The sequence below is a fragment of the Brevibacillus sp. HB1.3 genome (genome assembly GCF_013186635.1).
Classification (GTDB): Bacteria; Bacillota; Bacilli; order Brevibacillales; family Brevibacillaceae; genus Brevibacillus; species Brevibacillus brevis_D.
The window spans coordinates 347,379-371,129 of the sequence record NZ_JABMIT010000002.1; the positions used below are offsets into that span (position 1 = coordinate 347,379).

The following is a 23,751-nucleotide window of genomic DNA, read 5'->3' on the forward strand; positions in this document are numbered from 1 at the left end:
CCGTTTATTTTGTATTTACAATTTGATCCACCAGCTCTTTGCCGAACTGCCCGGAAAACTTGTCATAGACAGGCTTCATCGCATCGCGGAAAGCTTGCTTATCCACGTCTTCGGTAATGACTACATCTTTTGCTTTAATAGTGGAAATGGCCTCTTCTTCCATCTTGATCATCAACTCGCGCTCGTACTGACCCGCTTTTTTGGCTTCCTCGGCAAGAAGTTGCTGGACATCTGCCGGGAGCTTATCCCATACAGGCTTGCTAAACAAGATCATAGCCGCTGAGTAGACATGCCCAGTGAGGGCCATTTGCGTTTGCTTGGATTCATACAACTTGTAGGTCTGCGCGACAATCGCCGGATTTTCTTGGGCATCGACGACTCCTTGTTGCAGCGCCGTCAGCGCCTCTGTCCAAGCCATCGGGGTCGGCTTCGCTCCCAATGCTTCGAATGCAGCCAAATGAATCGGATTTTCCTGCGTGCGTATCTTCAGCCCTGCCACATCCTCCGGCTTCTTGATCACCTTTGAACCGTTCGTTATATGGCGAAATCCGTTTTCAGCCCAAGCCAGCCCGACCAGATTAGCGTTTTCCAAATCCTTGAGGAGGTCTTGCCCGACTTGTCCGTCAAGTACCTTGTACGCCTGCTCACGGCTCTCAAACAAGAACGGAAGATCCAGCACGCCTAGCTTCGGATGGAAGTTCATCACAGGCGCAGTCGAGGTAATCGACATATCCGCCGTTCCAAAGGTCAGCGCCTCTGTCAATTCACGCTCCGCTCCTAGCTGGCTCAGCGGGTACACCTCGATTTTCACTTTTCCGTTCGAGCGCTTGTCGACATCCTCGGCCATTTTTTTCAACGCCAAATGGTATGGATGATCCTCCGTCAGTGAATGCCCTGCTTTGAATACATAGCTTTGTCCGTCACTTTTCGACGCTTCAGTCCCCCCGGCTTGTCCTGCAGGCGGAGCAGTCTGTTGACCGCCTCCTCCTCCGCACGCCGCTAGAAATAAAGACACCGACATGATGATGCTCGCTAGTACGAAGCTCCCCTTCTTCCGAAACATTTGATAGTACCCCCAGTTGGTTCGTTTGTTTTTTAAATAATATGAAAATTTAATTCATTTTACTAGATGCCTCTTCCACCGTCTACATTCATGACCTCGCCCGTGACAATTTTAGATAGATCAGAAGCCAAATAGAGAGCCGCCTGTGCGATATCCTCCGGCTGAATCAACATGCCCAATGGAACACTGCTGATGAAAATATCTTTTTTCCCGGCCTCTACCTCCGCTTCATCTCCATTGATAAACTTGCCCAGCATCGGCGTCTCCGCTGGTCCTGGATTGATGACATTGACCCGGATTTGAAAAGGAGCGAGCTCAATCGCCAACGCCTTGCTCAACATGATAGCTGCCCCCTTGGACGCGCAGTACGCATTCAGCCCCGGACGGGCTCTGATCCCGGCAATCGACGCGATATTGATGATGCTGCCTTTCCCCTTCTCCTTCATGTGGGGGACCGCATGCCTTGTCGTCAAAAAGATCGACTTCGTGTTCACAGACATGATGCGATCCCACTGCTCCAAGGTCAACTCCTCAATGGGGGTAAACGCTTGGGGAACACCCGCGCAGTTGACCAGGACATCAATCGAGCCGTACGCTTCGAGTGTCTCCTTCACGAGTGCAGCGACACTTGTATCGTCTGCCACATCTGTTTGCACCGCATGACCTTTCCCTTGTGGCAGCTCTTGGGCAACCGCTACTGCCGCCTCTTTGTTCAAATCACCCAGAATGACGCTTGCTCCCTCGTCTGCAAAAAGCTTCGCAATGGCCTTGCCCATTCCCGACCCGGCCCCTGTTACAATCGCCGTTTTCCCTTGCAAAAGCTGCCCGCTCATAGGTTGATCACCACCATTCGCTCTTCGGTCATCTCTTCGACTGCATAACGCGGGCCTTCCTTGCCCAGTCCGCTGTTTTTGATTCCACCGTATGGCATGATGTCATTGCGGTAGGTCGAAACGTCGTTGATCACCACGCCACCGTACTCCAGAACGCGTGCTGCTTTCATCGCGACGTTTAAATCACGGGTAAAAATCCCCGCCTGCAAGCCGTACTCCGAATCGTTGGCTTGTGTAAAAGCATCTTCAAGGTCACTGTACGGAATGATCGTGACGACGGGCGCGAACACTTCCCGGCAAACCACCTTCATCTCTGGCCTTGTATCCACCAACACAGCCGGATAGAAAAGAGCCCCCTCCCGTTTGACAGGCAAAAGCGATCTAGCCCCTTGGCTAATCGCTTCCTGTACCCATTCCTCAGTGCGACTCGCTTCTTTTTCACTAATCATCGGTCCAACATCCGTCTCGGGGTCCTCCGGGTTCCCTACCTTCAACTGATGGACATGGGAGATATACAAGTCACTGAACGCCTGCAAAACTGATTCATGCACGTAGATGCGCTGAACAGCAATGCACGCCTGACCCGCATTGTGAAAGCTGCGGGAGGCTGTTTGGCGGGCCGCTAACTCCAAATCTGCATCGAGATGCACGATATTGGGAGAGTTGTTGCCTAGCTCCAGCGCAACGGGACGCATGCCACTTCGCTCCTTGATGCGGCGACCGACTTCTCCTGACCCGGTAAAGGTGTACATGGCGATGCGCTCTTCATCCAGCAGCCATTCCCCTACCTGACTGCCTGCCCCTGTCACGATATTGACGTAGCCCTTTGGCAAGCCCGCTTCCTCCAGGATTTCCACCAACAGAAAGGTTGCGATAGGCGTGACTGTAGCTGGCTTAACGACCAGCGTATTTCCCGCGGCGAGCGCTGGCGCGATCTTATGTGTACTGAGCAGCAAGGGATAGTTAAACGGCGTAATAGCACCGATTACTCCTTTGGGTACCCGAATGGTAAAGCCCAGACGATTTTCCGAGCCTTCCGTTGCTTGCAGCGGAATCATTTCCCCGTGAATTTTCTTGGCTTCTTCTGCCGACAAGCGCAGTGTATTGATCGTCCGATCCAGCTCATTCCTCGCGTCCTTGCGTGTTTTGCCCACTTCGCGAATCAAGGATTGCTCCATCTCGTCCCGGCGGTCCTCCATGAGCTCAGAGGCTTTCAGCAAGATTTTGTATCGTTGAAAAGGGGTTAATTTGTCCGCCTTAAACGTCTCCCACGCAGCTTCCACCGCTTCTGTTACATGCTGCTGACAAGCCTTGGCAATACGCGCGATGCACTCGCCCGTGTATTTATGAAGGACGGGGATGTAGCTCTCGGTCTTCACCCATTCTCCACCGATGTACAAATCATACGATCTCGCTTCCATGTCCTCTTCCTCCCTTAATATTTATCTCGTTGTTTGATAGATGTGGCGAACGATTTCGTCTCCCAATTTTTTGGTGGTCGCCGTCCCCCCAAGATCAGGAGTGAGCACCTCGCCATCTTGCAGCACGTTTTCGATAGCGTTCATGATGACAATACTGAGCTCTGGTAGATCGAGATGATCCATCATCATGGCGATGCTCCATACCTGTGCGATCGGATTGGCGATTCCTCTCCCCGCGATATCTGGCGCAGAGCCGTGAATGGGCTCAAACATGGAGGGGTACTTGCGCTCCGGATTGATGTTCGCGGAAGGGGCCAAGCCCAAACCTCCGACGATTGCCGCCCCGAGATCAGTCAAAATGTCTCCAAACAAGTTGCTCGCGACAACGACGTCAAACGTTTCTGGTCGCGTGATGAAATAGGCAGCGAGTGCGTCGATATGATACAGATTGGTCTGGATACCCGGGTATTCCTGACTGACTTCCTTGACGATCTCATCCCAGAACGGCATGGAATGGTTGATGCCATTGGACTTCGTTGCTGCGGTCACGCTCTTTTTCGAACGTTTTTCCGCGAGTGCGTAAGCGTACTTAAGGATGCGCTCTGTGCCATACCGGGTAAATACGTTGTTTTGCACCGCCATTTCGTACGGTGTACCCTGGTGCATCCGCCCGCCCATATTGGAGTACTCACCCTCTGTATTCTCCCGCACCACGACGAAATCCAGATCGGCATGGCCCTTATAGCGAAGAGGGCTTTCCAGACCTTTGAGCAGCTTGACCGGACGAAGGTTCACATACTGCTGGAATGCCCGGCGTATAGGCAAAATCAACTCCCACACAGAGACATGGTCAGGAACCTCGGGCGCACCGATTGCACCAAGCAAAATCAAATCATAGTCTTTTAAAATGTGGAGTCCATTCTCCGGCATCATTTTGCCGTGTTGGAGATAGTAGCTACAGTTCCAATCCATGACATCACGGGCAAACCGAATGCCGCCGTGACTCTCTTCTATGGCTCCCAACACCTTCAGACCTTCCTCCATGACCTCGGGACCGATTCCGTCTCCTGGAATTACTGCAATGGAATAGTGTAGCAACGGTCTCCCTCCTAAAAATCTAAATTTTTCGACTTTATACCACACTTTCCACTTGCATGATTAATGCCAAGCTCCGTATCCTGCACCCTAACCGGATAAAAGTCTTCCACCCGTTCCCCTCCATGCATCACTCGCATGGTGACATTGCAAGACAACGCAACAAAATGTTGCAACACACATTGCAACATTTGTTCAGGCCAAGCTATATCGTTTCATCCATCTATGACTTTTCTTGATTAATCGGTGCTCCAATCTGGTATTCTTCTATTTTGCGGTACAAGGTATTCCGTCCGATTTGCAGCATTTTGGCCGCTTTACTGACATTCCCGTCACTTTTCTCGAGTGCCTTTTTGATTGCGATTCTCTCTGTTTCACGCAACGAAGGAATGGCATGCTCCGAAGACTCAGGCGTATCGGCTTCCATCAATCCCTCCAGTTGGATGTGATCGCAATCAATGGTGTCCCCCTCTGCCAAAAACACCGCTTGAATCAGAACGCCTTGCAGTTCCCGGATATTGCCCGGCCAGGAATAAGCACGTAGCTTATCCTTTGCCTCCGTGGTCAGTATGTACGGTTGTTCTGTGTCGATCTGCTGCAATAGATGCTCCGCCACCTGGATGATATCACTGCGCTTTTTCAACGACGGCAAATGAATGGAGACTCCTTTGAGCCGATAGTACAGGTCAGCCCGAAAACGTCCCTCCTTGATCTCCTCTAACAGGTTTCGATGCGTAGCGGCTATGATCCGCGCATAAATTGGGCGGGATTGATTGCTCCCCACCGGGGTGACGACCTTTTCCTGCAAAACGCGCAAAAGTGCCGCTTGCGCACGCAAAGACATATCCCCGATCTCATCCAAAAAGATCGTGCCTTTTTTCGCCGCTTCAAACTTTCCGATTCTTCCTTCCCGATGTGCCCCTGTGAATGACCCGCTTTCGTATCCGAATAATTCACTCTCAATTAAATTTTCTGGAATCGAACTGCAGTTCACTGCGATAAAAGGCTCATGCGCACGCGGCCCTGTCTCATGGACCATTTGAGCGAACAGCTCTTTTCCCGTACCGCTCTCCCCCAAAATGATCACAGGAAAATCTACCTGCGCCGCCTTTTGTCCGAGCATCTTTGCCTGCAAGAAGAGCGGGCATGAACCAGCTAGACGCGGAAACGGCTTCAGCTGTACGTTGGGTGCCGCAGACCAAAAACGCGGGCGATGATCTTTCACATGACGGCCAGCACGTTCTTGCTCCACACTTACTCTTGTTCCCAAGGCTTCCTTTCCGAGCTGCTGTTGCGAAGCCTCATTTAGGCCCACGATACGCTCGTCCCGATCCAAGCCGACGAGCGCCAGCTTCCCTCGACCATCTCCTAGGCGTGATAGAGTTGGTAGGGCGATCACCCGCTCCGCATCTGCTAACAAAAAGCGGTTTTGCAAAGCCTCTGCGATCATGCAAGCAATGGTTAGGGCAAACGGATGGGAATATTCTTTACGCGTACTAATGTCAATGATGCCTAATAGCTCACCCGCTGGTGAAAAAATGGGAGCCGCTGAACATGTAAGAAAGCGATTTTCCAAGAAGTAGTGTTGCTCTCCCTGTACCTGAATCGGCTGTTGTGCAATCAGCGCTGTCCCAATCGCATTGGTTCCTTTGTAGTCTTCTGTCCAGTTCGCTCCGATTTGCAGCTGTACTTTTTGTGCCTGGTTGGCGAAGACCGGGTCCCCGATCGTTTGAATAATATTGCCTTCCCGGTCAGACAAGAGTGCGATATGCTCTGTCGATAACAAAAAGGGAGCAAGCTTGTTAAAAAGCGGGAGACTCTCACGAATCAGAGGGTGATTATCCTGAATGATTTCTTTGATTCGTCGGGCAGAAATGATTTGATCATTGGCCTTCTCCGTAGCCTTGAGGTTCGATTCCTGACAGCGCTTCCAAGATTGCTGAACAATCGTCGACAACACGATTCCCTCCCCCAAAAATCATTCCCCCTCAGTATAACATGAGAGTCTTTGCTATAGAAAAAACCAGTCGAACCACGAGCACATTTGTCCGACTGGCTGCTAGCCGTCATCGGTCATTTTCCGACAGATATCCACTCCTTTGTCCCAATACGGAACACGACATGATCCATTATGGAACAATTTCTATCCTCATCCACGCAGGAAAACGCTGTCATTTCGAGCTTTTTCACGTTGGTACGAGACTTGCTTTTAGAGAGGACTGTAAAGAAATATGTGATAAATGAGGAGGCGCTCGCAATGATCTATGCTCAGCCCGGTCAAGCCGGTTCTAAGGTGACTTTCAAAAATCGCTATGAAAACTACATCGGGGGTAATTGGGTTCCGCCAGTAAAAGGTGAGTATTTCGAAAACGTTTCACCTGTAACAGGCAAGGTCTTTTGCGAGGTAGCCCGTTCAACAGCCGAAGATATTGAGCTGGCACTGGACGCTGCCCATGAGGCAAAAGACGCGTGGGGTCGTACCTCTGTTGCACAGCGCGCAAATATGTTGTTAAAAATCGCGGATCGGATGGAAGCAAATCTGGAGATGCTGGCAAACGCAGAGACGTGGGAAAACGGCAAGCCCGTTCGTGAAACACTCGCGGCCGACATCCCGCTGGCAATTGACCATTTCCGCTACTTCGCCGGAGCGATCCGCGCGCAAGAAAGTACACTCGCTGAAATCGATAACGATACGGTCGCTTACCATTTCCATGAGCCACTCGGTGTCGTTGGTCAAATTATTCCCTGGAACTTCCCGCTCCTCATGGCTACATGGAAGCTGGCTCCAGCCTTGGCTGCAGGCAACTGCGTCGTCCTCAAGCCAGCGGAGCAAACACCTGTCTCCATCATGGTGCTGATGGAGCTGATCGGCGACCTGCTCCCTCCTGGCGTCGTCAACGTCGTGAACGGCTTTGGTCTGGAAGCGGGTAAACCGCTCGCTTCAAGCAACCGCATCGCGAAAATTGCTTTTACAGGTGAAACGACGACAGGGCGCTTGATCATGCAATACGCTTCCCAAAATATCATTCCGGTGACGCTGGAGCTTGGCGGAAAATCGCCAAACATCTTCTTCTCGGATGTGGCTGCAAAAGACGATGCCTTCTTTAACAAAGCCATTGAAGGATTCGTACTGTTTGCGCTCAACCAAGGTGAGGTTTGCACATGCCCATCCCGCGCGCTCATTCACGAAAGCATTTACGACCAATTCATGGAGCGTGCCCTGCAACGCGTAGCCAATATCAAGCAAGGAAATCCGCTCGATACAGATACAATGATCGGCGCACAGGCTTCCTTGGAGCAGGTAGAAAAAATCCTCTCCTACCTGGATATCGGCAAACAAGAAGGTGCCGAATGCCTGATTGGCGGCGCTCGTGCACAGCTTGCAGGTGAACTCGAGGGCGGCTACTACATCCAGCCAACTGTCTTTAAAGGCCACAACAAGATGCGTATCTTCCAAGAGGAAATCTTCGGTCCGGTCGTCTCCGTAACGACCTTCAAGGATACAGAAGAAGCGCTCGCCATGGCAAATGATACGCTGTATGGCTTGGGTGCTGGTGTATGGACACGCGACACGAACACAGCCTACCGCATGGGCCGCGAAATCCAGGCTGGTCGCGTCTGGACCAACTGCTACCATGCTTACCCGGCTCACGCAGCGTTTGGCGGCTACAAAATGTCCGGTATCGGCCGCGAGACACACAAAATGATGCTGTCCCACTATCAACAAACGAAAAACCTGCTGGTCAGCTACAGCGATCAAGCTCTGGGCTTCTTTTGATCAATGAGCCAGCCAGAAAAAGTGCTCGCGACAGATGCTGCACTGGCACTAATTGAACGGCTTCGCGGCAAACACGGTGACCTGATGTTTCACCAGTCAGGGGGCTGCTGCGATGGGAGCTCCCCCATGTGTTACCCGCTCGGAGAATTTCTCGTGGGTGAGCAGGACGTTCTGTTAGGCGAGATCGGTGGCTGCCCGTTCTACATGGGCAAAGCGCAGTATGAGTATTGGAAGCATACGCAGCTCATCATTGACGTCGTGAATGGGCGTGGCGGAATGTTCTCGCTGGAAGGACCTGAGGGAGTACGCTTCCTCACACGTTCACGGGTATTTCCTGACACGGAACAAGAATAAAAGGAAGACCGCTCCTGCCTTTTTACGGCGGGAACGGTCTTTTTTGCTTGGATTGCTATCTGGATTTTTTGCGAGAGGTACGTTTTGCAGGAGCAGTGCTTGCTCGATTGCCTTGCTTTGCATTCGGACGTGCTGAGCCGCGTTGAGCAGCTACTGGCTTGCCCTTGGAATTGCTCGACTTGCGTTCGAAACCACCTGTTGCTCGGCTACCATCCTTTGGCTTGCGATCAAAGCTGCCTGCTGCTCGGTTACTGTCCTTCGGCTTGCGATCAAAGCCGCCTGCTGCTCGGTTACCATCCTTTGGCTTGCGATCAAAGCCACCTGTTGTTGCTCGGTTACCGTTCTTTGGTTTGTACTCAAAGCCACCTGTTGTTGCTCGGCTTCCGTCCTTTGGCTTGCGCTCGAACCCGCCTGCTGTATGGTCTCTGCCCTTTGCCTTGCCCTCAAAGCGACCTTCTACACGTTCACGTTTCCCTGAATTACGCTCAGAACCGCCACCTTTTGCTTGGCGTCGGCCATCTCCATCACGACGCCCCCTAGAGCCTTGCTCCCTTCCCTCAGCGGACTTTCCTTTCCCTCTTCCCTGCTTATCCCCTTGCCGATCTGCTTTCTCGGCTCGCTCCCTCTCAGGCTTTTGCTTTTTCTGACCATCCGATTCCCCGCGATCCATTTCACGCCGCTCCAGAGACAGATTGATCCCTTCTTCAATCTCCCTGAGTTGCCCCCAATCCTTCCCTGCCACCAACGTGAAAGCCGTTCCTTTTTCCTTGGCTCGCCCCGTTCTGCCTATCCGGTGTATATAGCTGTCCACATCTTCCGGGATATCATAATTGAAAACGTGCGTGACTCCCTCGACATCAAGCCCACGCGCTGCCACATCAGTTGCGACCAAGTACTGAATCCTAGCCTCGCGGAATCTTTTCATGACATCCTCGCGCTTCGCCTGTGACAAATCGCCGTGCAGCTCGTCAGACATATAATCAAGACCTTGCAGCTCTGCATTTAACTTACTAGCTCTGCGCTTTGTTCGGCAAAAGATCACCGCCAGAAACGGCCGTTGTTCATCCAGCAGACGGCACAGTGTAGCTTGCTTCGCACGATCCGTGGTCTCCACTGCAATTTGGCGAATATCATCTAACGTAATTCGCTTGCCCTGCACTTTGATATTTTCCGGCTTTTGCATAAAGCGCTTCGCAAGTGCTTGCACCTGCTCTGACATGGTGGCCGAAAACAGCAAGGTCTGTTTTTCAAAAGGCGTATTTGCCATAATATCTTCTACCTCAGGCAAAAAACCCATATGAAGCATTTGGTCCGCCTCATCCAGGACAAACATCGAAACCTGCGATAAATCGATCGTCCCTCTTCGCAGATGATCCAGCAAACGGCCCGGTGTCGCGATGACCACATGTATTTTCCCTTTCAGCTTTCTTAGTTGCTGATTGACATCTTGTCCCCCATAAACCGCGAGTACTTGGATGTCTTCCAGCTTTTCCGTCAGCTTCTTTACCTCTGCCGTAATTTGCAAGGCAAGCTCCCGCGTAGGAGTAAGAATCAACGCCTGAACATGCGTCGCTTGTGGATCCGCTTTTTCCAAGATCGGCAGGACAAATGCGAGTGTCTTCCCGGTTCCCGTCTGTGCTTGCGCGATTACATCTTTGCCTTCCAGCACAACAGGAATTGCTTTTTCCTGAATCGGTGTAGGCTCGGTAATCCCATTTGCTTGCAGAGCATCTATCAGTTCCTTATGTATTCCCAATCCCAAAAAATCAGCCAGTTTCGCCATCTCCATTCATAAATAGATCCGTTATTATTTCGTACATACTGCCATGCCGATAAAGTACCGTACGCCATCGCGAGGTGTTTTTTCAAAGGTAACGCCTCTCTGATAGTACATATCCACGTCAGAATAGCGTACAAACAGCTCCGCGAACTCTTCTTTCGTCAGCTGATGAACATGGAAGGGCTCACTCGTCTGCATGCCCCGCCCTCTGCCAAATGGACTGGACAGCACGAGCGTACCACCTGGTTTCAGCATCCGATACAAGTTATCCATAAACAGCAAATCGTCTGCGACATGCTCAATGGTCTCAAAGCTCAAAATCGTATCAAACAACCCCAATTGCTCGGGTAGTGCCGGATCAAGCGCGTCACCCTGCTGATACGTAATCTTTTGATGGTTGTATTCCCGATTGGCATAAAAGATCGTCGCCTCATCGTTGTCGACACCGATCAGTTCTGTCAGCTCTCGTTTTCGATCCTTTGCGATCATATGACATCCGTAGCCGGTACCGCAAGCAATATCCAGCACTCGACCTTTTACATAAGGTGCGGCAAAATAATATCTGGCTATATGCTCCAACAGCATGCCATTCGTAGGTTTTAACAGCTTGGGGATGATTCTCTCCCCTGTCCATTCCAGCAAAGCCATCACCAATTTTCTCGTATTCTTCCTCACATCTTACCTTATTTATCGGCTCGATCCTATCAGCTAGCATTTCCTGAACGGGCTTTATTAAGAAATTTGTAAGACATTTCATTACTGTTTTGTTAGAGCTGGGCGTTAAGATAGTACCATGAATGCATTCATAAGGTGGGACGAATCATGACCAAATATCAAGTCCTCGTAGTCGACGACGAGGAAGAAATCCGCGACGCAATCGAAATCTATCTCAAAAATGAATCCATGACCGTATTCAAGGCTAGCAATGGACAGGAAGCGCTGGACGTACTGGAACGCGAAGAGATCCAGCTCATCCTGATGGACATCATGATGCCAAAAATGGACGGAATGACCGCCACCTTTCAAATTCGCCAGAAAAAAAACATCCCGATCATCATGCTGTCTGCCAAGTCAGAGGATACCGATAAAATTCTCGGGCTCAACATCGGTGCCGATGACTATGTGACGAAGCCTTTTAATCCCTTGGAGCTCATCGCCAGGGTCAAATCTCAGTTAAGACGTTTTACCAATCTGGGAAGCGCTCAAATAACAGAGGATGAGATTCAGGTACGCGGCTTGACCTTGAACAAGAGTACAAAAAATGTAGCAATTGACGGCAACGAGGTCAGGCTGACGGCTACCGAATACAAGATCCTGGAGCTGTTGATGGAAAACAAGGGCCGCGTTTTTTCGATTGAGGAGATTTATGAACGGGTCTGGAGAGAGCCTTATATGAACGCGGAAAACACGGTAGCTGTCCACGTGAGACGCATTCGGGAAAAAATAGAGATCAACCCGAAGGAACCTAAATATTTGAAGGTGGTATGGGGAATTGGATACAAAATCGAAAAATAAACGCTTTGCGGTGCCCGTGCTCATTGTTATGATCGTGAGTATTTCGCTTACTCTCCTAACGATGGCTGATCTGTACCATAAGCGCGAGAATCTCCAAGAGAATAATTACTTTCAAAGCTCAGGCTTCAATCGTGAATTAGAGACATTTGCTGAGCTTGTGAAAAAGGTTCATGTAGATTATGCAGGCTACACTCCAGGAAAGCTCGACGAGAAGACAGCGAATCAGCTGAAAAAAGAGCATGAGGAAACCCTTCGAACGATTAAGGAAGATAACCATCTCTTAGATAGGATAAAACAGGCAAAAAGTGAGGGTGACAACGAGAGAGTCGCCCAATTAACCGAGGAATATTCACAAAGCTTGCAAGAAGACATCTCGAAAGCAACGTTCCATTATCAGGAGCAGGTGAACAACAGAATCGCCGAAAAAGATGCCGAGTACGAGGAACAAAAAAATAGCCTCACCTTGCGAAGCGGCTCCTTCAAATACTACGTCACCGATAAAAAGAACAACAAAGTTTACACCAATCTCGCGCAAGAACCTACAGAATGGGAACTGGCCCGATATGCGCGCTATACAATCAACCTCCCTAATACGAACGGGGATTTGGAAAGCATCAATCGCACTTATCAACTGAATCAACTAAGTGGTATCTTTTATATCCCAAAAGAACCAGATGGATATAGTCAGGTCCACACAGATGCACTTTACTATGATTCCATTCGGGATCGGCTGATTGGCGAGTTAGTCCTGCTCGGGGGCACTCTGCTCATCCTTGCACTCTGCTACTGGTATTTGCCAGTTAGCAAAACGTTAGAAGTACCGATTGTAGTGAAAAGCCTGGCACTGGTCCGCTTTATCCCGTTGGATATTCGGATGGTACTGTCGTTCATACTTGGCATCACGTATCTCATTATGATCGCGAACGTGCGCTTTTTCTTCTTGCCAATTGATGGGGAGCATTTCTTCACCCTTGCGTTCGTTTCGTTGTTTACTTCTTACCTGCTTCTACAATTTATGGAGGCATGGCTTATGTACAACCAACCTGAGAGATTTACGCAGCAGTGGCAAAAGAGTATTTTCGCCAGACAACGTGTCCTTCTTCAAGAAAGCTATGCCAATCGCGGCATGTTCTTTAAAGTATCCACGTTGTTCATCCTGACGGTCATGTTTGGAATGAGTATCGTTTTCGGATTCGTCGCCATATTCGCAGGGTCTGGTGGCTTGCTGTTTTTCAGCTTTTTGTATGGCATGTTTTATATGATCGTGGTTTTCCCATACTCACTTAGACGCTTGGGTCTGATGAACCGCATCATGCAAGGAGCCTCCGAAATGGCTGGAGGCAATCTGAACACCACGATCCAGAAGGTAAAAAAAGGGAAGTTATCTGATCTCGCTCACTCTCTCAACAACATCACAAAGGGACTCAAGCACGCGATGGAAGAGCAGATGAAGAGCGAGCGCATGAAATCCGAATTGATCACCAATGTTTCTCATGATTTAAAAACACCGCTAACCTCGATTATCAACTACGTTACCCTGCTCAAGCAGGAAGATTTGACACCTGAGGAACGCAAGAGCTACGTCGATGTCTTGGATCGCAAAGCAGATCGACTGCGCGTCCTCATCGATGACCTGTTTGACGCAGCCAAAATGTCCAGCGGCGCGGTTGAGCTGAATATCGAGCAAGTGAATGTCGCCTCCCTGCTCAACCAATCCATCGCTGAATTCAGTGACAAAATCGAGCAATCGACGCTCACTTTCCGCGTAACAACGGAACAGCCGAAAATCGTTGCTCCTCTGGATGGCAAGAAAACATGGCGTGTATTCGAGAATCTGATTGGCAACGCCCTGAAGTATTCCATGCCGAACACGCGCGTCCTGATCCATTTGGCAGAGACACAGGAAGAGGTTATCCTGACGTTCAAAAATGTCTCCGCCTACGAAATCGACTTTGATGCACAGGAACTGTTTGAACGGTTCAAGCGCGCTGATCAATCCCGTCATACCGAAGGCTCTGGCCTCGGCTTGGCTATCGCAAAAAGCATCGTAGAGCTGCAAGGCGGCAGGCTGTCTATCGATATTGATGGCGATTACTTCAAAGTCACGGTCGTATTCCGCAAGCACGCGTAAGGAGCAAATAGGAAAGCCAGTGCCCGATCGTCAGGCACTGGCTTTATTACGTGGTTTTCTCCCTGTTAGATGGCAAAGTTCCTTTCAAATAGGGCCTCAATTCTGGCAGCCACTTCTTGCTCATCGGCCCCCTCCACCTCAAACATAATTTCATCTCCGGTCTTCGCCCCCAGAGCCATTACGCTAAGAATGCTTTTGCCATTAGCCTGCTTGTCATTGTAGATCATCTTGACCGACGAGCTGTATTGATTGAGCAGGTTCACCAAGACAGAAGCAGGGCGAGCATGGAGACCTCCACTCACGGCTACTTCCAGATTCATTCGGATCAAATTCACGCCTCCCTTCCTGTCTTTGTACATGCAATCCTCTTACAAGAAAAACTTCTCGATGACTTCTGCCACCCCATGCCGATCATTCGTTTCCGTGACATGCCGAGCCAGCTGTTTCAGATCATCGGGAGCATTGCCCATCGCCACACCCATTCCGGCGAATTGGAGCATCTCTGCATCATTGTAATTGTCTCCTACAGCAACGATCTCGTCAGGCTGAATCGCAAGCCTCTCACTCACTACCGCAAGACCACTTGCTTTGGAGATACCTACAGGCAATATTTCCAAATTATTCGCGCCTGATGCCGTCACGCGAATCCCCGTAAGCTCGGCTTTCTCAAGCTCTTGTCTTGCTTCCAACAGACGCTTCTCGTCTCCCGTGACGAATATTTTCGGAGCACACACCTCATGTTTTCGAACGTATCCGGCGATCAACCGCGAAGCCTGGATTTTGAGCGGGTATTGATTTTTCCAGAGCTGGCGCAGTGTCCAGGCATTTAACAGAGGAAACAAATCCGTCAACTTCCAGGTGCGATTCGTGACAGCATAAGCCTCATGCAGCAACATGACATCCAAGCCATGCGATACGAGTATATCTGTAATCCTCGCCGCTATCTCATACGGAATACGCTGTACATACAGCACCTGATCCGTCTTGGGGTCTGCAACGTATGCGCCATCATGGGAAACAAGCGGTGCGCTGATCCGAAACTGCTGCGCCAACGATTTGGCCGATGGGTATGCCCTGCCGGTTGCCAGTGTGACGTGGACTCCTTGCTGCACTAACTGGGTAATGGCCCGCTCTGTTACTTTGGATAAGGTGTGGTTCGACATCAAAATCGTTCCGTCCACATCCAAGGCGAGGAGTTTGTATTTCACACGAGTTCCATCCTTATGTGACAGGCTTGAAAAACTGTGGCAGATGCTCCTTGTGCGCCTCCAGCATTTCATCGAGTATTTTTTTGGCGATCACATCAGACGGCACCAGCGGGTTAATATTCATCGCCAATAGCGCGGTATGGTAATCACCCGTTACAGCTGCCTCAGCTGCCACTCGCTCAAACGATTTGATTTGCTGTACGAGTCCACGCACGGGAACAGGCAAGTCACCAACAGCCAAAGGAATCGGCCCTTCTCTTGTAATCACGCAGTTCACTTCAACTGCCGAATCATCCGGAATGCTGGCAATCGCCCCATTGTTACGAACATTTACCGTCTGGATATCGCGCTTGTCGTTGTAAATGGAGTAAATCAGATTGCAAGCAGCCTCACTGTAATAGGCCCCGCCACGTTTCTCCAGCTGCGGAGGCTTGATATCTAAGTCTGGATCTTCGTAGAGCGCAAATAGCTCCGCTTCCACCTGCTTGACCACTTCAGCCCGCGTACCCTTCTGCTCCGCTTCTTCCAGCTCATGCTCAAGCATCGTGCGCGTCTGGTAGTAATAACGATGATACGGGCACGGGAGAATCCCCAATGCTTTGATGAAATCCTTATCCCAACCAAGGTCCAAAATGTTTTGCATCGTAATGCCCGATTGGTCGCCCGTTATTTTATCCATTACTTGGGAAATGACATTTTCCCCATCCAGGTACACACCCAGTCCGAAGATCATATGATTCAAACCGGCAAAGTCAATATGAACCCGTGATTGCTCGACGCCTAAAACAGAGGCAACACCCATTTTCATCCCGATGGGAACATTGCATAGTCCAATGACCTTTTTGCGGTTGGTATACCGCAGCACTGCCTCTGTGACCATTCCTGCCGGATTCGTGAAGTTAATCAGCCAAGCATCTGGACATAGCTCTTCCATGTCACGACAAATGTCCATAATGACCGGAATGGTACGCAGGCCTTTGAACAAGCCTCCAGGTCCATTCGTTTCCTGACCGATCACCCCGTATTTCAAAGGAATCCGCTCATCCTTGATTCGCGCATCCAAGAGACCCACGCGCATTTGTGTCGTAACAAAATCTGCGCCCGCAAGTGCTTTTCGCCGATCCTGCGTCAAATGGATCTCGATAGGCACCCCTGCCTTCTCTACCATCCTTTTTGCCAGGGCACCTACTGTTTGCAGCTTTTTCTCTCCCTCTGGAATATCAACCAGCCACAGCTCTCGCACGGGCAATTCATCGTAGCGCTTGATGAAGCCCTCCACCAGCTCAGGTGTATAGCTAGACCCTCCACCGATCGTTACAATTTTGATTCCGCTCATACTCCTGCCTCCTTGCCTGCATGGATTTGGCTGTACAGCTCTACAAACTCCGTAGCCAAATCCTTGACTGTAATTGCGTTCATCAAATGATCCTGGGCGTGAATCAAGAGCATGCTGATCTCAGTCTTTTCGCCCGCTATCTCCTTCTGGATAAGTGCCGTTTGATTTTGGTGTGCACGACCGAGCTCTTCTCCCGCACGCTTCAACGCATCCTCTGCCCCTGGCAAGTCTCTATTTTTAGCCAGAGTGATCGCTTCCATTGCCAGACTCCGTGCGTTTCCTCCGTGAAGTATTAGTTGAAAAATAACGTCTGTATGGTCCAAATCTATCTCCACCTATCCAAGTTCGCTAAAAGTCACGAGCTGTATTTTTTGATCACGAATGTACTGCTTTAACTCTGCTGATGTTAAAATTTTCAATTCTGTGGTTCGTTGCCTTGCGTATGAACTGCCTGTCAGTACCGCTTCGTCCAAATAGGCAGGGTGTGTCATGATCTCAACCACAGGATACTCCGCCATTTCCTCTACGATCCTGACGAAGGATTGTACGGTTAGGTCGTCTCCATAAAAATGATGAGAAAAGCCTTCTGTCGTCAAAACACTCAATTGGTCCCGCTTCTCCTGTGTCCCGAACAGCCAGGGATAGCGAACTGGCACCCTATATTCCTCTGCCAGCTTCAGAACAATCGGCAAAACCGCTGGATGTGCATGGACATGGTGGTGGCTGTCGATATGCGTCAGCTTGAGCCCCGACGCCACGAACCTCCCTAATTGAGCCCGCAGCTCCCGCTCAATCTCCTCCGGTGCAGCAGAAATCAGATGATCTTGCCCGCGTCGGAAACGCCCCTCTCCATCTGTTAGCGATGGTACATCCTGACTAACTGGCGATCCGCATGTGAGTACTAGATGAATGCCTACTCCGAGCGTCGGATGTTCATTGGCCAGCCCTACAGCGTGCTCGAACCCCTCCATATTGACCATCATGGTCGCAGAAGTAACGACTCCTTCCCGATGTGCTTCGACGATGCCCAGATTGACGCCTTTGGAATACCCAAAATCGTCTGCATTCACAATCAATTTCATAGATAGCCTCTCCTCTAGCGTTTACATAGTCACAGCTGTATCGGAAGCAGTACCAGCTTTTTCTTCACTTACCTTTTGTTTATCCCACAAGCGGAAGAACGGATAGTAGATCGCGAGCGAGATGATGAAGTTCACCGCTTGAAGAACCATCCCCGACACTTTTCCGCCCGTAGCCAAATAGCCGCTTACAAATAATGGTGTCGTCCACGGAACAGATACCCCGCTTGGCTTTGCCACCCATCCGAGCGACATCGCAAAATAGCTGATAATGACCAAGATGACAGGGGTAAACACAAACGGAATAATCAAGAGCGGGTTCATGACAATCGGCATTCCGAAGATGACTGGTTCATTAATGTTAAACAAGCCGGGTCCGATTGAGAGTCTGCCGATGTTTTTCATCTGTTTGCTTCGCGCCATGAATACCATCAGGACAACGAGGGCCAAAGTAGCACCCGATCCCCCTGCATAGATCCACATGTCAAAAAATTGCGTAGTAACGACGTTTGGCAATTCACCGTTCGGATTTGCCTGAAACGCCGCTCTGTTCTGGTCCATCAGTGTCAGCCAAATTGGGCTCATAATGCCACCGACTATCGCCGCACCATGCAAACCAACAGCCCAGAGTATATGAATAAGTAACACGCAGATGATAGCGCCTATCAAGCTGCTGCCGACTACACTCAATGGTCCGACAAGAAGATCTTTTACAATATTATGAATACTCTCGAAAGAGGTGTTTTCTAGCAGAATCCGAATCAGCCATACAACAATAAGCACAGCACCCGCAGGGATCAACGCCACAAAAGAGCGGGAAACAGCAGGGGGAACTCCGGGTGGCATGGAGATGACGATTTTCATTTGGATGATTTTGCGATAAATCTCGGTTCCCAAAATCGCCAATATCATGGCTACGAACAATCCCTGACTACCCATCAGCGTAACAGGAATGACTCCGCCTACCTCTTGGGCTACACTCGCTCCCTCAGGGGTGAACAATACTTTATACGGAGTAGCGAGCAAGAAGGAAGCAACAGAAATCGCTCCAGCCGACAGCGGATCCACCTTGTATTTCTCTGCTAGTCGGTAGGCGACGCCGAAACTTACGATTAATCCCATGATGTCAAAAGTAGCACCTACCGGATACAGCAGCTTCGTCCGCCATTTTTCACCGAAAACTCCGCCCATGAATTCGTCATAACCAGGTATCGGTATGAAGCCAATGATGAGGAACAGTGAACCAATGATCAACAAAGGCAAAGTAAGGATAATTCCGTCACGAATGGCCTGCAGATGCTTTTGTTCCGCCATTTTTCCTGCTATCGGCATCATGCGGTTTTCCATAAATGAAACAAATCCGCCCACACGCATCCCCCTCCTACTGTTTTAGACGAAGTGCAAACTCAAGCACGTTTTTCCCGTTCAATGTACCGTAATCGACCGTGCTGATTACGTCTACAGGAATCCCTCTGGATGCCCCTTCTTTTTTCATCTCTGTCAGCTTGTAACGAACTTGTGGTCCCAGCAAGAGCACTGCTGCTTGATCAATATGATTTTTTACCTCATCTGCGGAAACTGCCCATATTTTAGCGTCCAACCCTTTTTCTCTGGCAGCCTCCTCCATTTTTTGAACCAACAAGCTTGTCGACATACCCGCTGCACAACACAATAAAATATTCATTGTACCCCCTCCTCTCAACGAGTGATGCCTTACTGAAAGAGCAAGTTTCGTGCCAAAACACCAAAAAATGTATGCGCTTACCAAAAAAACCGCATGGTCAGGCATATTTCGCTACCTCATCGCCTGTCACGCTCATTAGTGTTTTTATGTAAGCGCTGTAGTGTTTGATTTTGAATAGGGAAAAGTCAAAAAATAAAACACTGGTTACGCCAGTGTTTTATTGTGTATGAAGAAATTCATGATAAAACAAACATCGTCTTCGCTGATTACTACCTCATACTTATCTTCCAGGGGCAATAATTCATGTCGGATTAAGCTGTACAGCTTGCGGTTCTCCAGCAAAAAACTGTCTTTTTGAATATACGCTACGGATTGCGTCCCTATTTTCAAGCGATCCACCAGGCAGCAGATGTGCAAGTAGGCCCCAATTCGCGTGTCAAAAACCAAATAATTGTTCAGTCGTTCCTCCATACGGCCGACACACATCCTCACGTCTGCGAGAATATCTTGTCCATCTACCATTTGCAGGTGCTCTCCTAGAGACTCTTGCATCTTCAAGTAAGCCTCTTCCAGATCGATTACTTGCTGGATATCAGACATCGCCTCTCCGTTCAAAACATCGTCCATGCTATGGTGGCGCAACTCGCGGTCGAGAATGTAATTACTCACCACGAAGAGAATTTTTCTCTCCTCCTTGATTTTTCGAAGCTGACTGCGGGCTTGAGCCTTATCGATCAGTTGCAGCGGCACAAATTCCAGCAGGCTCTCATCGTACCTGAGCCTCGATTCCAGCAGCTTTTTCAAAAACAAGGCACTGCCTTCCCCAGACAAGCAGGCAGCGACGATTGTCAGCGCCGGAATATGCTTTTGCACCTGCTCCTTCGGCTGCTCCTCCCGCTGATAGAGAGAAATGCCCAAGACATCTCGGTAAACATCCTCGAGTGAATGACCGAGCATGGCCTTTCGAGTGGCTTCAATCACATGCGGCGTGCTGACCATCGGAATGACCTTGACCGGAATGCCGATCTCCCGCTCAATAATCTCACCAAAGCCGAGCAGCGACCCCATATCTACGAGCAACAACAGTCCAGCCTTGCTTCCGATCTCTCTGGCTACTTTCAGTGCTTTTTCCAAAACACTCATGGAATCTTCTTCAAGCGGTAGGTCGATGGCTCTCGCATACTGTGTGACCAGCAATCGGTTCGTCACATCAACCATCGCTGTCGCACCGCCGCTGCCGTGCGTAATAACGAGCACGCCGATTGTTTCCCGTTCTTCCTCCATGCTGACATCGTCGAGCACGAAAAACATGGTCAAATATCCAGCCTCACCAATCGGCAGATCCATGAGTATCGCTTCTTCTATCATGCGCACGCACTCTAGCGCCACGGCAAATTCTTTCTTGTATTTGATTCGCACGTGGTTGATTTGCGGATTCACGATCTGCTTACCTTGTGCAAGGCGCTCCTTCGATGTTTGAATATGCAACGCGAGACCAAAGATCACCTTCTGGCTCAAAATCTTCTCCAGCTTAGCCTCTGCGAAGCGAACGATCTCTTCCACGAGATGAATGATGAACGGGTCAATAATCCGGGCCATGTCGCCCTTATTCACACGTTGATGGACGCCTTTGATAAAGGTCGTAAAATAATTCTCGATGTCAAACTCCAATTCTTCTTCACTCACACCGAGGTTTTGCAGCTCATATATTTTTTGCTCGATTTTTTCATAGACACTGTCCGTCGTATCCTCTGTTTCTCGCCCAATCCAGATGCCCTCCTTGGATGGCTGCACGACAAAGCAGTTGTGCTCGGTCCCAATGATTTCATCTAGCTCCTGCTTGTAATCCTTCACCAAAAGCAGCCCTTGCTTGACATGATGCGGCAGATCCTGAACCGATACGTGCAGCTGATTCTTTTTTAACGAAATGAATTCGGCATAGGCGCTGGCGCAGGTGAGCTGAATATCCGTTTTTAACTGTCCAATGTTATTCGGGCAATGATAGCACAAGAATGCTTGCACAGCATTGGCCGATATCTGAATCTCTCTCCCCAACCGAAAAGCCTCTTCTTGAAAAATCTCCATCGTAATACGAAAACGCTCTTCCAAGCCACGCTCCACTAAAGATGGCAGCTTGATGACCATGGGAATGCGCCTCATGAACGTTTTTAAGAGACTCGACTCCGGATTTTCTGTCGTGGCCATGACAATCTGCACCTGAGCCGTCCGCTCCATCTCTGTTTCCCCTACGCGGCGGAATATGCCTTTATCCATAAAGGTAAAAAAGATTTCCTGTCCTTCCGCTGGCAGCCGATGCACCTCATCGAGAAAGAGAATGCCACCGTCTGCCTTTTCCACGAGTCCTTTGCGATCCATCTCCGCTCCGGTGTACGCCCCTTTTTTGACTCCGAACAATTGACTGATTAAGAGCTGCGGGTTGTTGGCATAATCAGCACAGTTAAAAATCACGAAAGGAGCATGCTTTTCCAGGCGTCCAATATCAACGGCAAACTCGTGAATCATCCCGGCGAACCACGACTTCCCTACACCTGTTTCTCCCAAAATCAAGCAATGCATCCCTCTCGGCGGATACAAAACGGCCGCCTTTGCTTGCTCAATACGCGTGATCAGGCTCTTGTTGGTTTTTGCCAGCCTGTCCAGCGACGTCTCCGCCAAATAGAGCGAATCGTTTCCTTGCTTGGCAAAAAACAGCGTCGGACGCCCTTCTTCCTTCTCGATTCGGCCTTCCTTCCACAAACGGTTCAAATCGCTGCTCACATTCGCTCGACTCAAACCAAGCCTCTCAGCCAATTCTGAAGCGCTTACTTTTTTATCGGGACCAGCGTCTACTAACGTCTGGAATATTACATCTAATCGTTTCACTCTATCACCCGCCGTTGAATAGATAGAAAGTCACGAAATGCACAACCAATCCTTTTCATTTCCACGAATATTTGGAAAAACCTGCTTGCTGCTTTTTTCCCCCTTCCCCTTGTTTTTGTCCCGATGATTTATTTTTCCGTCTCCTTTCTCTGGTGTACGATATAATAGAGAAATAATGATTGACAGGAGATAGCAAATCCATGATGGTTTTCATCGTGTTTACCATATGGGCATTAGGTCTGTTCGTACTGTTCACAGACCCGAAACGAACGTCGATCCGCTGGGCTTGCGCGACTGCCTTTGTTGGGGCTGGGGGCTTTATCTCAGGCGCGATTGACGAGACGATCATGCCCCATTTTGCAGATTACCTGGCCGCAAAGCCGGGGACCACGAACACCCTGATAGTAGTAAGCCGTATCTCTTCTTTTGTTTGCCAAGCGGGCTTGCCCTATACGTTTCTCATGTTTTCCGTGCACTCAGCTGAATTCTTGTCTCGCAGAGTAAAGCTGACGATACAATATGCCGCTCTCAGCCTGCCGCTTGGGATGCTTTGGATTACACCCGTTTATCCCGAGCTGCTTTTTAACTACTGGATTATGGTGGCATGGGTGATTCCGTTTTTTCTGTTTTCCTGTACGCTGCTTGTCGTACAGTACATGCGAGAAAAAGATCCACTCGTGAAAAAGAACAGCTTTTTCACGAACGTACTCATCATCGTTCCGTTGTTTTTCGTCTTTATTTTCATCTATATCATGCGCACTCAGAACGATTACGAAGCTTGGCGCTACAACATTGGCGTGGTCACGATCCAGTTTATCCTGATCGTTGCCATCAGTTTGAAATACGGCTTTCTGGGCGTCCGTCTCCGCGTAGAGAAAAGACGTCTGGACAGTACCTTGCGTGCCTTGACTTCCGGTGCACAAATCATTAACCATACGATCAAAAATGAAGCAGGCAAAATCTCGCTGTATGCCAACCGTATCGAGACATATGCGGACGAAACGAACCAACCGTCGCTAAAAGAAGACGCGCTTGTGCTGATGCAATCCTCGCAGCATATGCTGGACATGATGAATCGGATTCAAAACCAGCTGCGGGACGTCGAGCTGCGCGAAGAACCATGTGACCCCGGCCAAATCATCGGGCAGGTCACACAAAATCTGACGCCCTATATCCTGAAACAACAGGTAGAAGTGGTTAGTGAATTGGACGAAACACTTCGCTTGCATGGCGATGGTGTACAACTGCGCGAAGTCATCACCAACTTGTGCATGAATGCGTTAGAAGCCATGAAGTCGGGTGGCAAGCTCCAACTTCAGCTATTTATGTCCCACAAGCATCTGATCATCACTGTCGCAGATACTGGCACAGGCATCACAAAAGAGAACCTACCTCACGTGCTCGACCCTTTTTTCTCGACAAAAAGGACAGGGCAAAACTTTGGTCTCGGGCTCTCCTACTGCTACAATGTCATGCAAAAGCATCAGGGCCAACTGGAAATCTACAGTGAGCAAGGCAAAGGAACCACCGTTTTCCTGTTCTTCCCGAAAAAGCGCGTCATTATAAACGACTCTGAATAGCGAAAGGACGC

At 49.7% G+C, this 23,751-nt stretch carries 20 protein-coding genes; 5 read left to right on the top strand and 15 right to left on the bottom strand.

The window, feature by feature from the left end; translation table 11 throughout:
• Window positions 1-4: 4 nt before the first annotated feature.
• From HPY31_RS06280 to HPY31_RS06300, 5 genes are all read right to left on the bottom strand, one after another.
• Window positions 5-1,063 (bottom strand): TRAP transporter substrate-binding protein, encoded by a 1,059-nt coding sequence (locus HPY31_RS06280; protein WP_172139405.1) that lies wholly within the window; start codon window positions 1,061-1,063, stop codon window positions 5-7.
• 62 nt (window positions 1,064-1,125) lie between these two features.
• On the bottom strand, window positions 1,126-1,896 hold the full coding sequence (locus HPY31_RS06285; RefSeq protein ID WP_172139407.1) for an SDR family oxidoreductase: 771 nt from the start codon (window positions 1,894-1,896) through the stop codon (window positions 1,126-1,128).
• Window positions 1,893-3,317: an aldehyde dehydrogenase family protein gene (locus tag HPY31_RS06290; protein WP_172139409.1), complete on the bottom strand. Its 1,425-nt coding sequence runs from the start codon at window positions 3,315-3,317 to the stop codon at window positions 1,893-1,895. The genes HPY31_RS06285 and HPY31_RS06290 overlap by 4 nt, the downstream gene beginning before the upstream one ends.
• A 21-nt stretch (window positions 3,318-3,338) precedes the next feature.
• Window positions 3,339-4,415 carry a tartrate dehydrogenase gene (locus HPY31_RS06295; RefSeq protein ID WP_172139411.1) on the bottom strand — a complete coding sequence of 359 codons (1,077 nt, stop codon included), beginning with the start codon at window positions 4,413-4,415 and terminating at the stop codon, window positions 3,339-3,341.
• A gap of 220 nt (window positions 4,416-4,635) precedes the next feature.
• A complete protein-coding gene (locus tag HPY31_RS06300; protein WP_172139872.1) occupies window positions 4,636-6,369 on the bottom strand; it encodes a sigma-54-dependent Fis family transcriptional regulator in 1,734 nt (577 codons plus the stop codon).
• Window positions 6,370-6,669: 300 nt separating this feature from the next.
• Here HPY31_RS06300 and adh point away from each other — a divergent pair, with 300 nt between their 5' ends.
• Window positions 6,670-8,190 (top strand): aldehyde dehydrogenase, encoded by a 1,521-nt coding sequence (gene adh, locus HPY31_RS06305; protein ID WP_016739607.1) that lies wholly within the window; start codon window positions 6,670-6,672, stop codon window positions 8,188-8,190.
• A 3-nt stretch (window positions 8,191-8,193) separates the two neighbouring features.
• Window positions 8,194-8,544: a DUF779 domain-containing protein gene (locus HPY31_RS06310; protein WP_172139413.1), complete on the top strand. Its 351-nt coding sequence runs from the start codon at window positions 8,194-8,196 to the stop codon at window positions 8,542-8,544.
• A 55-nt stretch (window positions 8,545-8,599) separates the two neighbouring features.
• On the opposite strand, the gene HPY31_RS06315 is transcribed toward HPY31_RS06310, so the two are convergent.
• Together HPY31_RS06315 and HPY31_RS06320 are read right to left on the bottom strand one after the other, a co-directional pair.
• Window positions 8,600-10,333: a DEAD/DEAH box helicase gene (locus HPY31_RS06315; RefSeq protein ID WP_172139415.1), complete on the bottom strand. Its 1,734-nt coding sequence runs from the start codon at window positions 10,331-10,333 to the stop codon at window positions 8,600-8,602.
• A gap of 18 nt (window positions 10,334-10,351) precedes the next feature.
• Window positions 10,352-10,972, bottom strand: coding sequence for a class I SAM-dependent methyltransferase (locus HPY31_RS06320; RefSeq protein ID WP_172139416.1), 621 nt, complete (start codon window positions 10,970-10,972; stop codon window positions 10,352-10,354).
• A gap of 174 nt (window positions 10,973-11,146) precedes the next feature.
• Between HPY31_RS06320 and HPY31_RS06325 the strand changes: the two genes are divergently transcribed.
• Together HPY31_RS06325 and HPY31_RS06330 are read left to right on the top strand one after the other, a co-directional pair.
• Entirely contained in the window at window positions 11,147-11,839 is a 693-nt protein-coding gene (locus HPY31_RS06325) for a response regulator transcription factor (protein WP_172139418.1), read from the top strand.
• Complete coding sequence (locus tag HPY31_RS06330) at window positions 11,817-13,970, top strand: sensor histidine kinase (protein WP_172139420.1); 2,154 nt, start codon at window positions 11,817-11,819, stop codon at window positions 13,968-13,970. Before HPY31_RS06325 ends, HPY31_RS06330 begins: the two co-directional genes overlap by 23 nt.
• Before the next feature lie 65 nt (window positions 13,971-14,035).
• Here the strand turns inward: HPY31_RS06330 and HPY31_RS06335 are convergent, their stop codons facing one another.
• From HPY31_RS06335 to HPY31_RS29150, 8 genes are all read right to left on the bottom strand, one after another.
• Entirely contained in the window at window positions 14,036-14,299 is a 264-nt protein-coding gene (locus HPY31_RS06335; protein ID WP_026133931.1) for an HPr family phosphocarrier protein, read from the bottom strand.
• A 39-nt stretch (window positions 14,300-14,338) separates the two neighbouring features.
• Window positions 14,339-15,178 carry a Cof-type HAD-IIB family hydrolase gene (locus HPY31_RS06340; RefSeq protein WP_172139422.1) on the bottom strand — a complete coding sequence of 280 codons (840 nt, stop codon included), beginning with the start codon at window positions 15,176-15,178 and terminating at the stop codon, window positions 14,339-14,341.
• A gap of 13 nt (window positions 15,179-15,191) precedes the next feature.
• Entirely contained in the window at window positions 15,192-16,514 is a 1,323-nt protein-coding gene (locus HPY31_RS06345; RefSeq protein ID WP_016739599.1) for a 6-phospho-beta-glucosidase, read from the bottom strand.
• A complete protein-coding gene (locus HPY31_RS06350; protein ID WP_172139424.1) occupies window positions 16,511-16,837 on the bottom strand; it encodes a PTS sugar transporter subunit IIA in 327 nt (108 codons plus the stop codon). Before HPY31_RS06350 ends, HPY31_RS06345 begins: the two co-directional genes overlap by 4 nt.
• A 12-nt stretch (window positions 16,838-16,849) precedes the next feature.
• Entirely contained in the window at window positions 16,850-17,596 is a 747-nt protein-coding gene (gene chbG / locus HPY31_RS06355; RefSeq protein ID WP_172139426.1) for a chitin disaccharide deacetylase, read from the bottom strand.
• Between the two features lie 21 nt (window positions 17,597-17,617).
• Window positions 17,618-18,967 (bottom strand): PTS cellobiose transporter subunit IIC, encoded by a 1,350-nt coding sequence (gene celB, locus HPY31_RS06360; protein WP_172139428.1) that lies wholly within the window; start codon window positions 18,965-18,967, stop codon window positions 17,618-17,620.
• A 7-nt stretch (window positions 18,968-18,974) separates the two neighbouring features.
• Window positions 18,975-19,277 carry a PTS sugar transporter subunit IIB gene (locus HPY31_RS06365; protein ID WP_015893830.1) on the bottom strand — a complete coding sequence of 101 codons (303 nt, stop codon included), beginning with the start codon at window positions 19,275-19,277 and terminating at the stop codon, window positions 18,975-18,977.
• Window positions 19,278-19,481: 204 nt separating this feature from the next.
• Window positions 19,482-22,160 carry a sigma 54-interacting transcriptional regulator gene (locus tag HPY31_RS29150; protein WP_172139430.1) on the bottom strand — a complete coding sequence of 893 codons (2,679 nt, stop codon included), beginning with the start codon at window positions 22,158-22,160 and terminating at the stop codon, window positions 19,482-19,484.
• Between the two features lie 200 nt (window positions 22,161-22,360).
• Here HPY31_RS29150 and HPY31_RS06375 point away from each other — a divergent pair, with 200 nt between their 5' ends.
• Window positions 22,361-23,740 (top strand): HAMP domain-containing sensor histidine kinase, encoded by a 1,380-nt coding sequence (locus tag HPY31_RS06375; RefSeq protein ID WP_172139432.1) that lies wholly within the window; start codon window positions 22,361-22,363, stop codon window positions 23,738-23,740.
• The last annotated feature ends 11 nt before the right edge of the window (window positions 23,741-23,751 follow it).

What these genes read in the sequence shown, in the direction of transcription:
- HPY31_RS06375 (WP_172139432.1), top strand. Translation starts at nt 22,361, where the DNA reads ATGATGGTTTTCATCGTGTTTACCATATGGGCATTAGGTCTGTTCGTA.
- HPY31_RS06290 (WP_172139409.1), bottom strand. Translation starts at nt 3,317, where the DNA reads ATGGAAGCGAGATCGTATGATTTGTACATCGGTGGAGAATGGGTGAAG.
- celB (WP_172139428.1), bottom strand. Translation starts at nt 18,967, where the DNA reads ATGCGTGTGGGCGGATTTGTTTCATTTATGGAAAACCGCATGATGCCG.
- HPY31_RS06365 (WP_015893830.1), bottom strand. Translation starts at nt 19,277, where the DNA reads ATGAATATTTTATTGTGTTGTGCAGCGGGTATGTCGACAAGCTTGTTG.
- HPY31_RS06325 (WP_172139418.1), top strand. Translation starts at nt 11,147, where the DNA reads ATGACCAAATATCAAGTCCTCGTAGTCGACGACGAGGAAGAAATCCGC.
- HPY31_RS06310 (WP_172139413.1), top strand. Translation starts at nt 8,194, where the DNA reads ATGAGCCAGCCAGAAAAAGTGCTCGCGACAGATGCTGCACTGGCACTA.
- HPY31_RS06280 (WP_172139405.1), bottom strand. Translation starts at nt 1,063, where the DNA reads ATGTTTCGGAAGAAGGGGAGCTTCGTACTAGCGAGCATCATCATGTCG.
- HPY31_RS06320 (WP_172139416.1), bottom strand. Translation starts at nt 10,972, where the DNA reads ATGGCTTTGCTGGAATGGACAGGGGAGAGAATCATCCCCAAGCTGTTA.
- HPY31_RS06285 (WP_172139407.1), bottom strand. Translation starts at nt 1,896, where the DNA reads ATGAGCGGGCAGCTTTTGCAAGGGAAAACGGCGATTGTAACAGGGGCC.
- chbG (WP_172139426.1), bottom strand. Translation starts at nt 17,596, where the DNA reads ATGAAATTGATTGTGAATGCAGACGATTTTGGGTATTCCAAAGGCGTC.
- adh (WP_016739607.1), top strand. Translation starts at nt 6,670, where the DNA reads ATGATCTATGCTCAGCCCGGTCAAGCCGGTTCTAAGGTGACTTTCAAA.
- HPY31_RS06345 (WP_016739599.1), bottom strand. Translation starts at nt 16,514, where the DNA reads ATGAGCGGAATCAAAATTGTAACGATCGGTGGAGGGTCTAGCTATACA.
- HPY31_RS06315 (WP_172139415.1), bottom strand. Translation starts at nt 10,333, where the DNA reads ATGGAGATGGCGAAACTGGCTGATTTTTTGGGATTGGGAATACATAAG.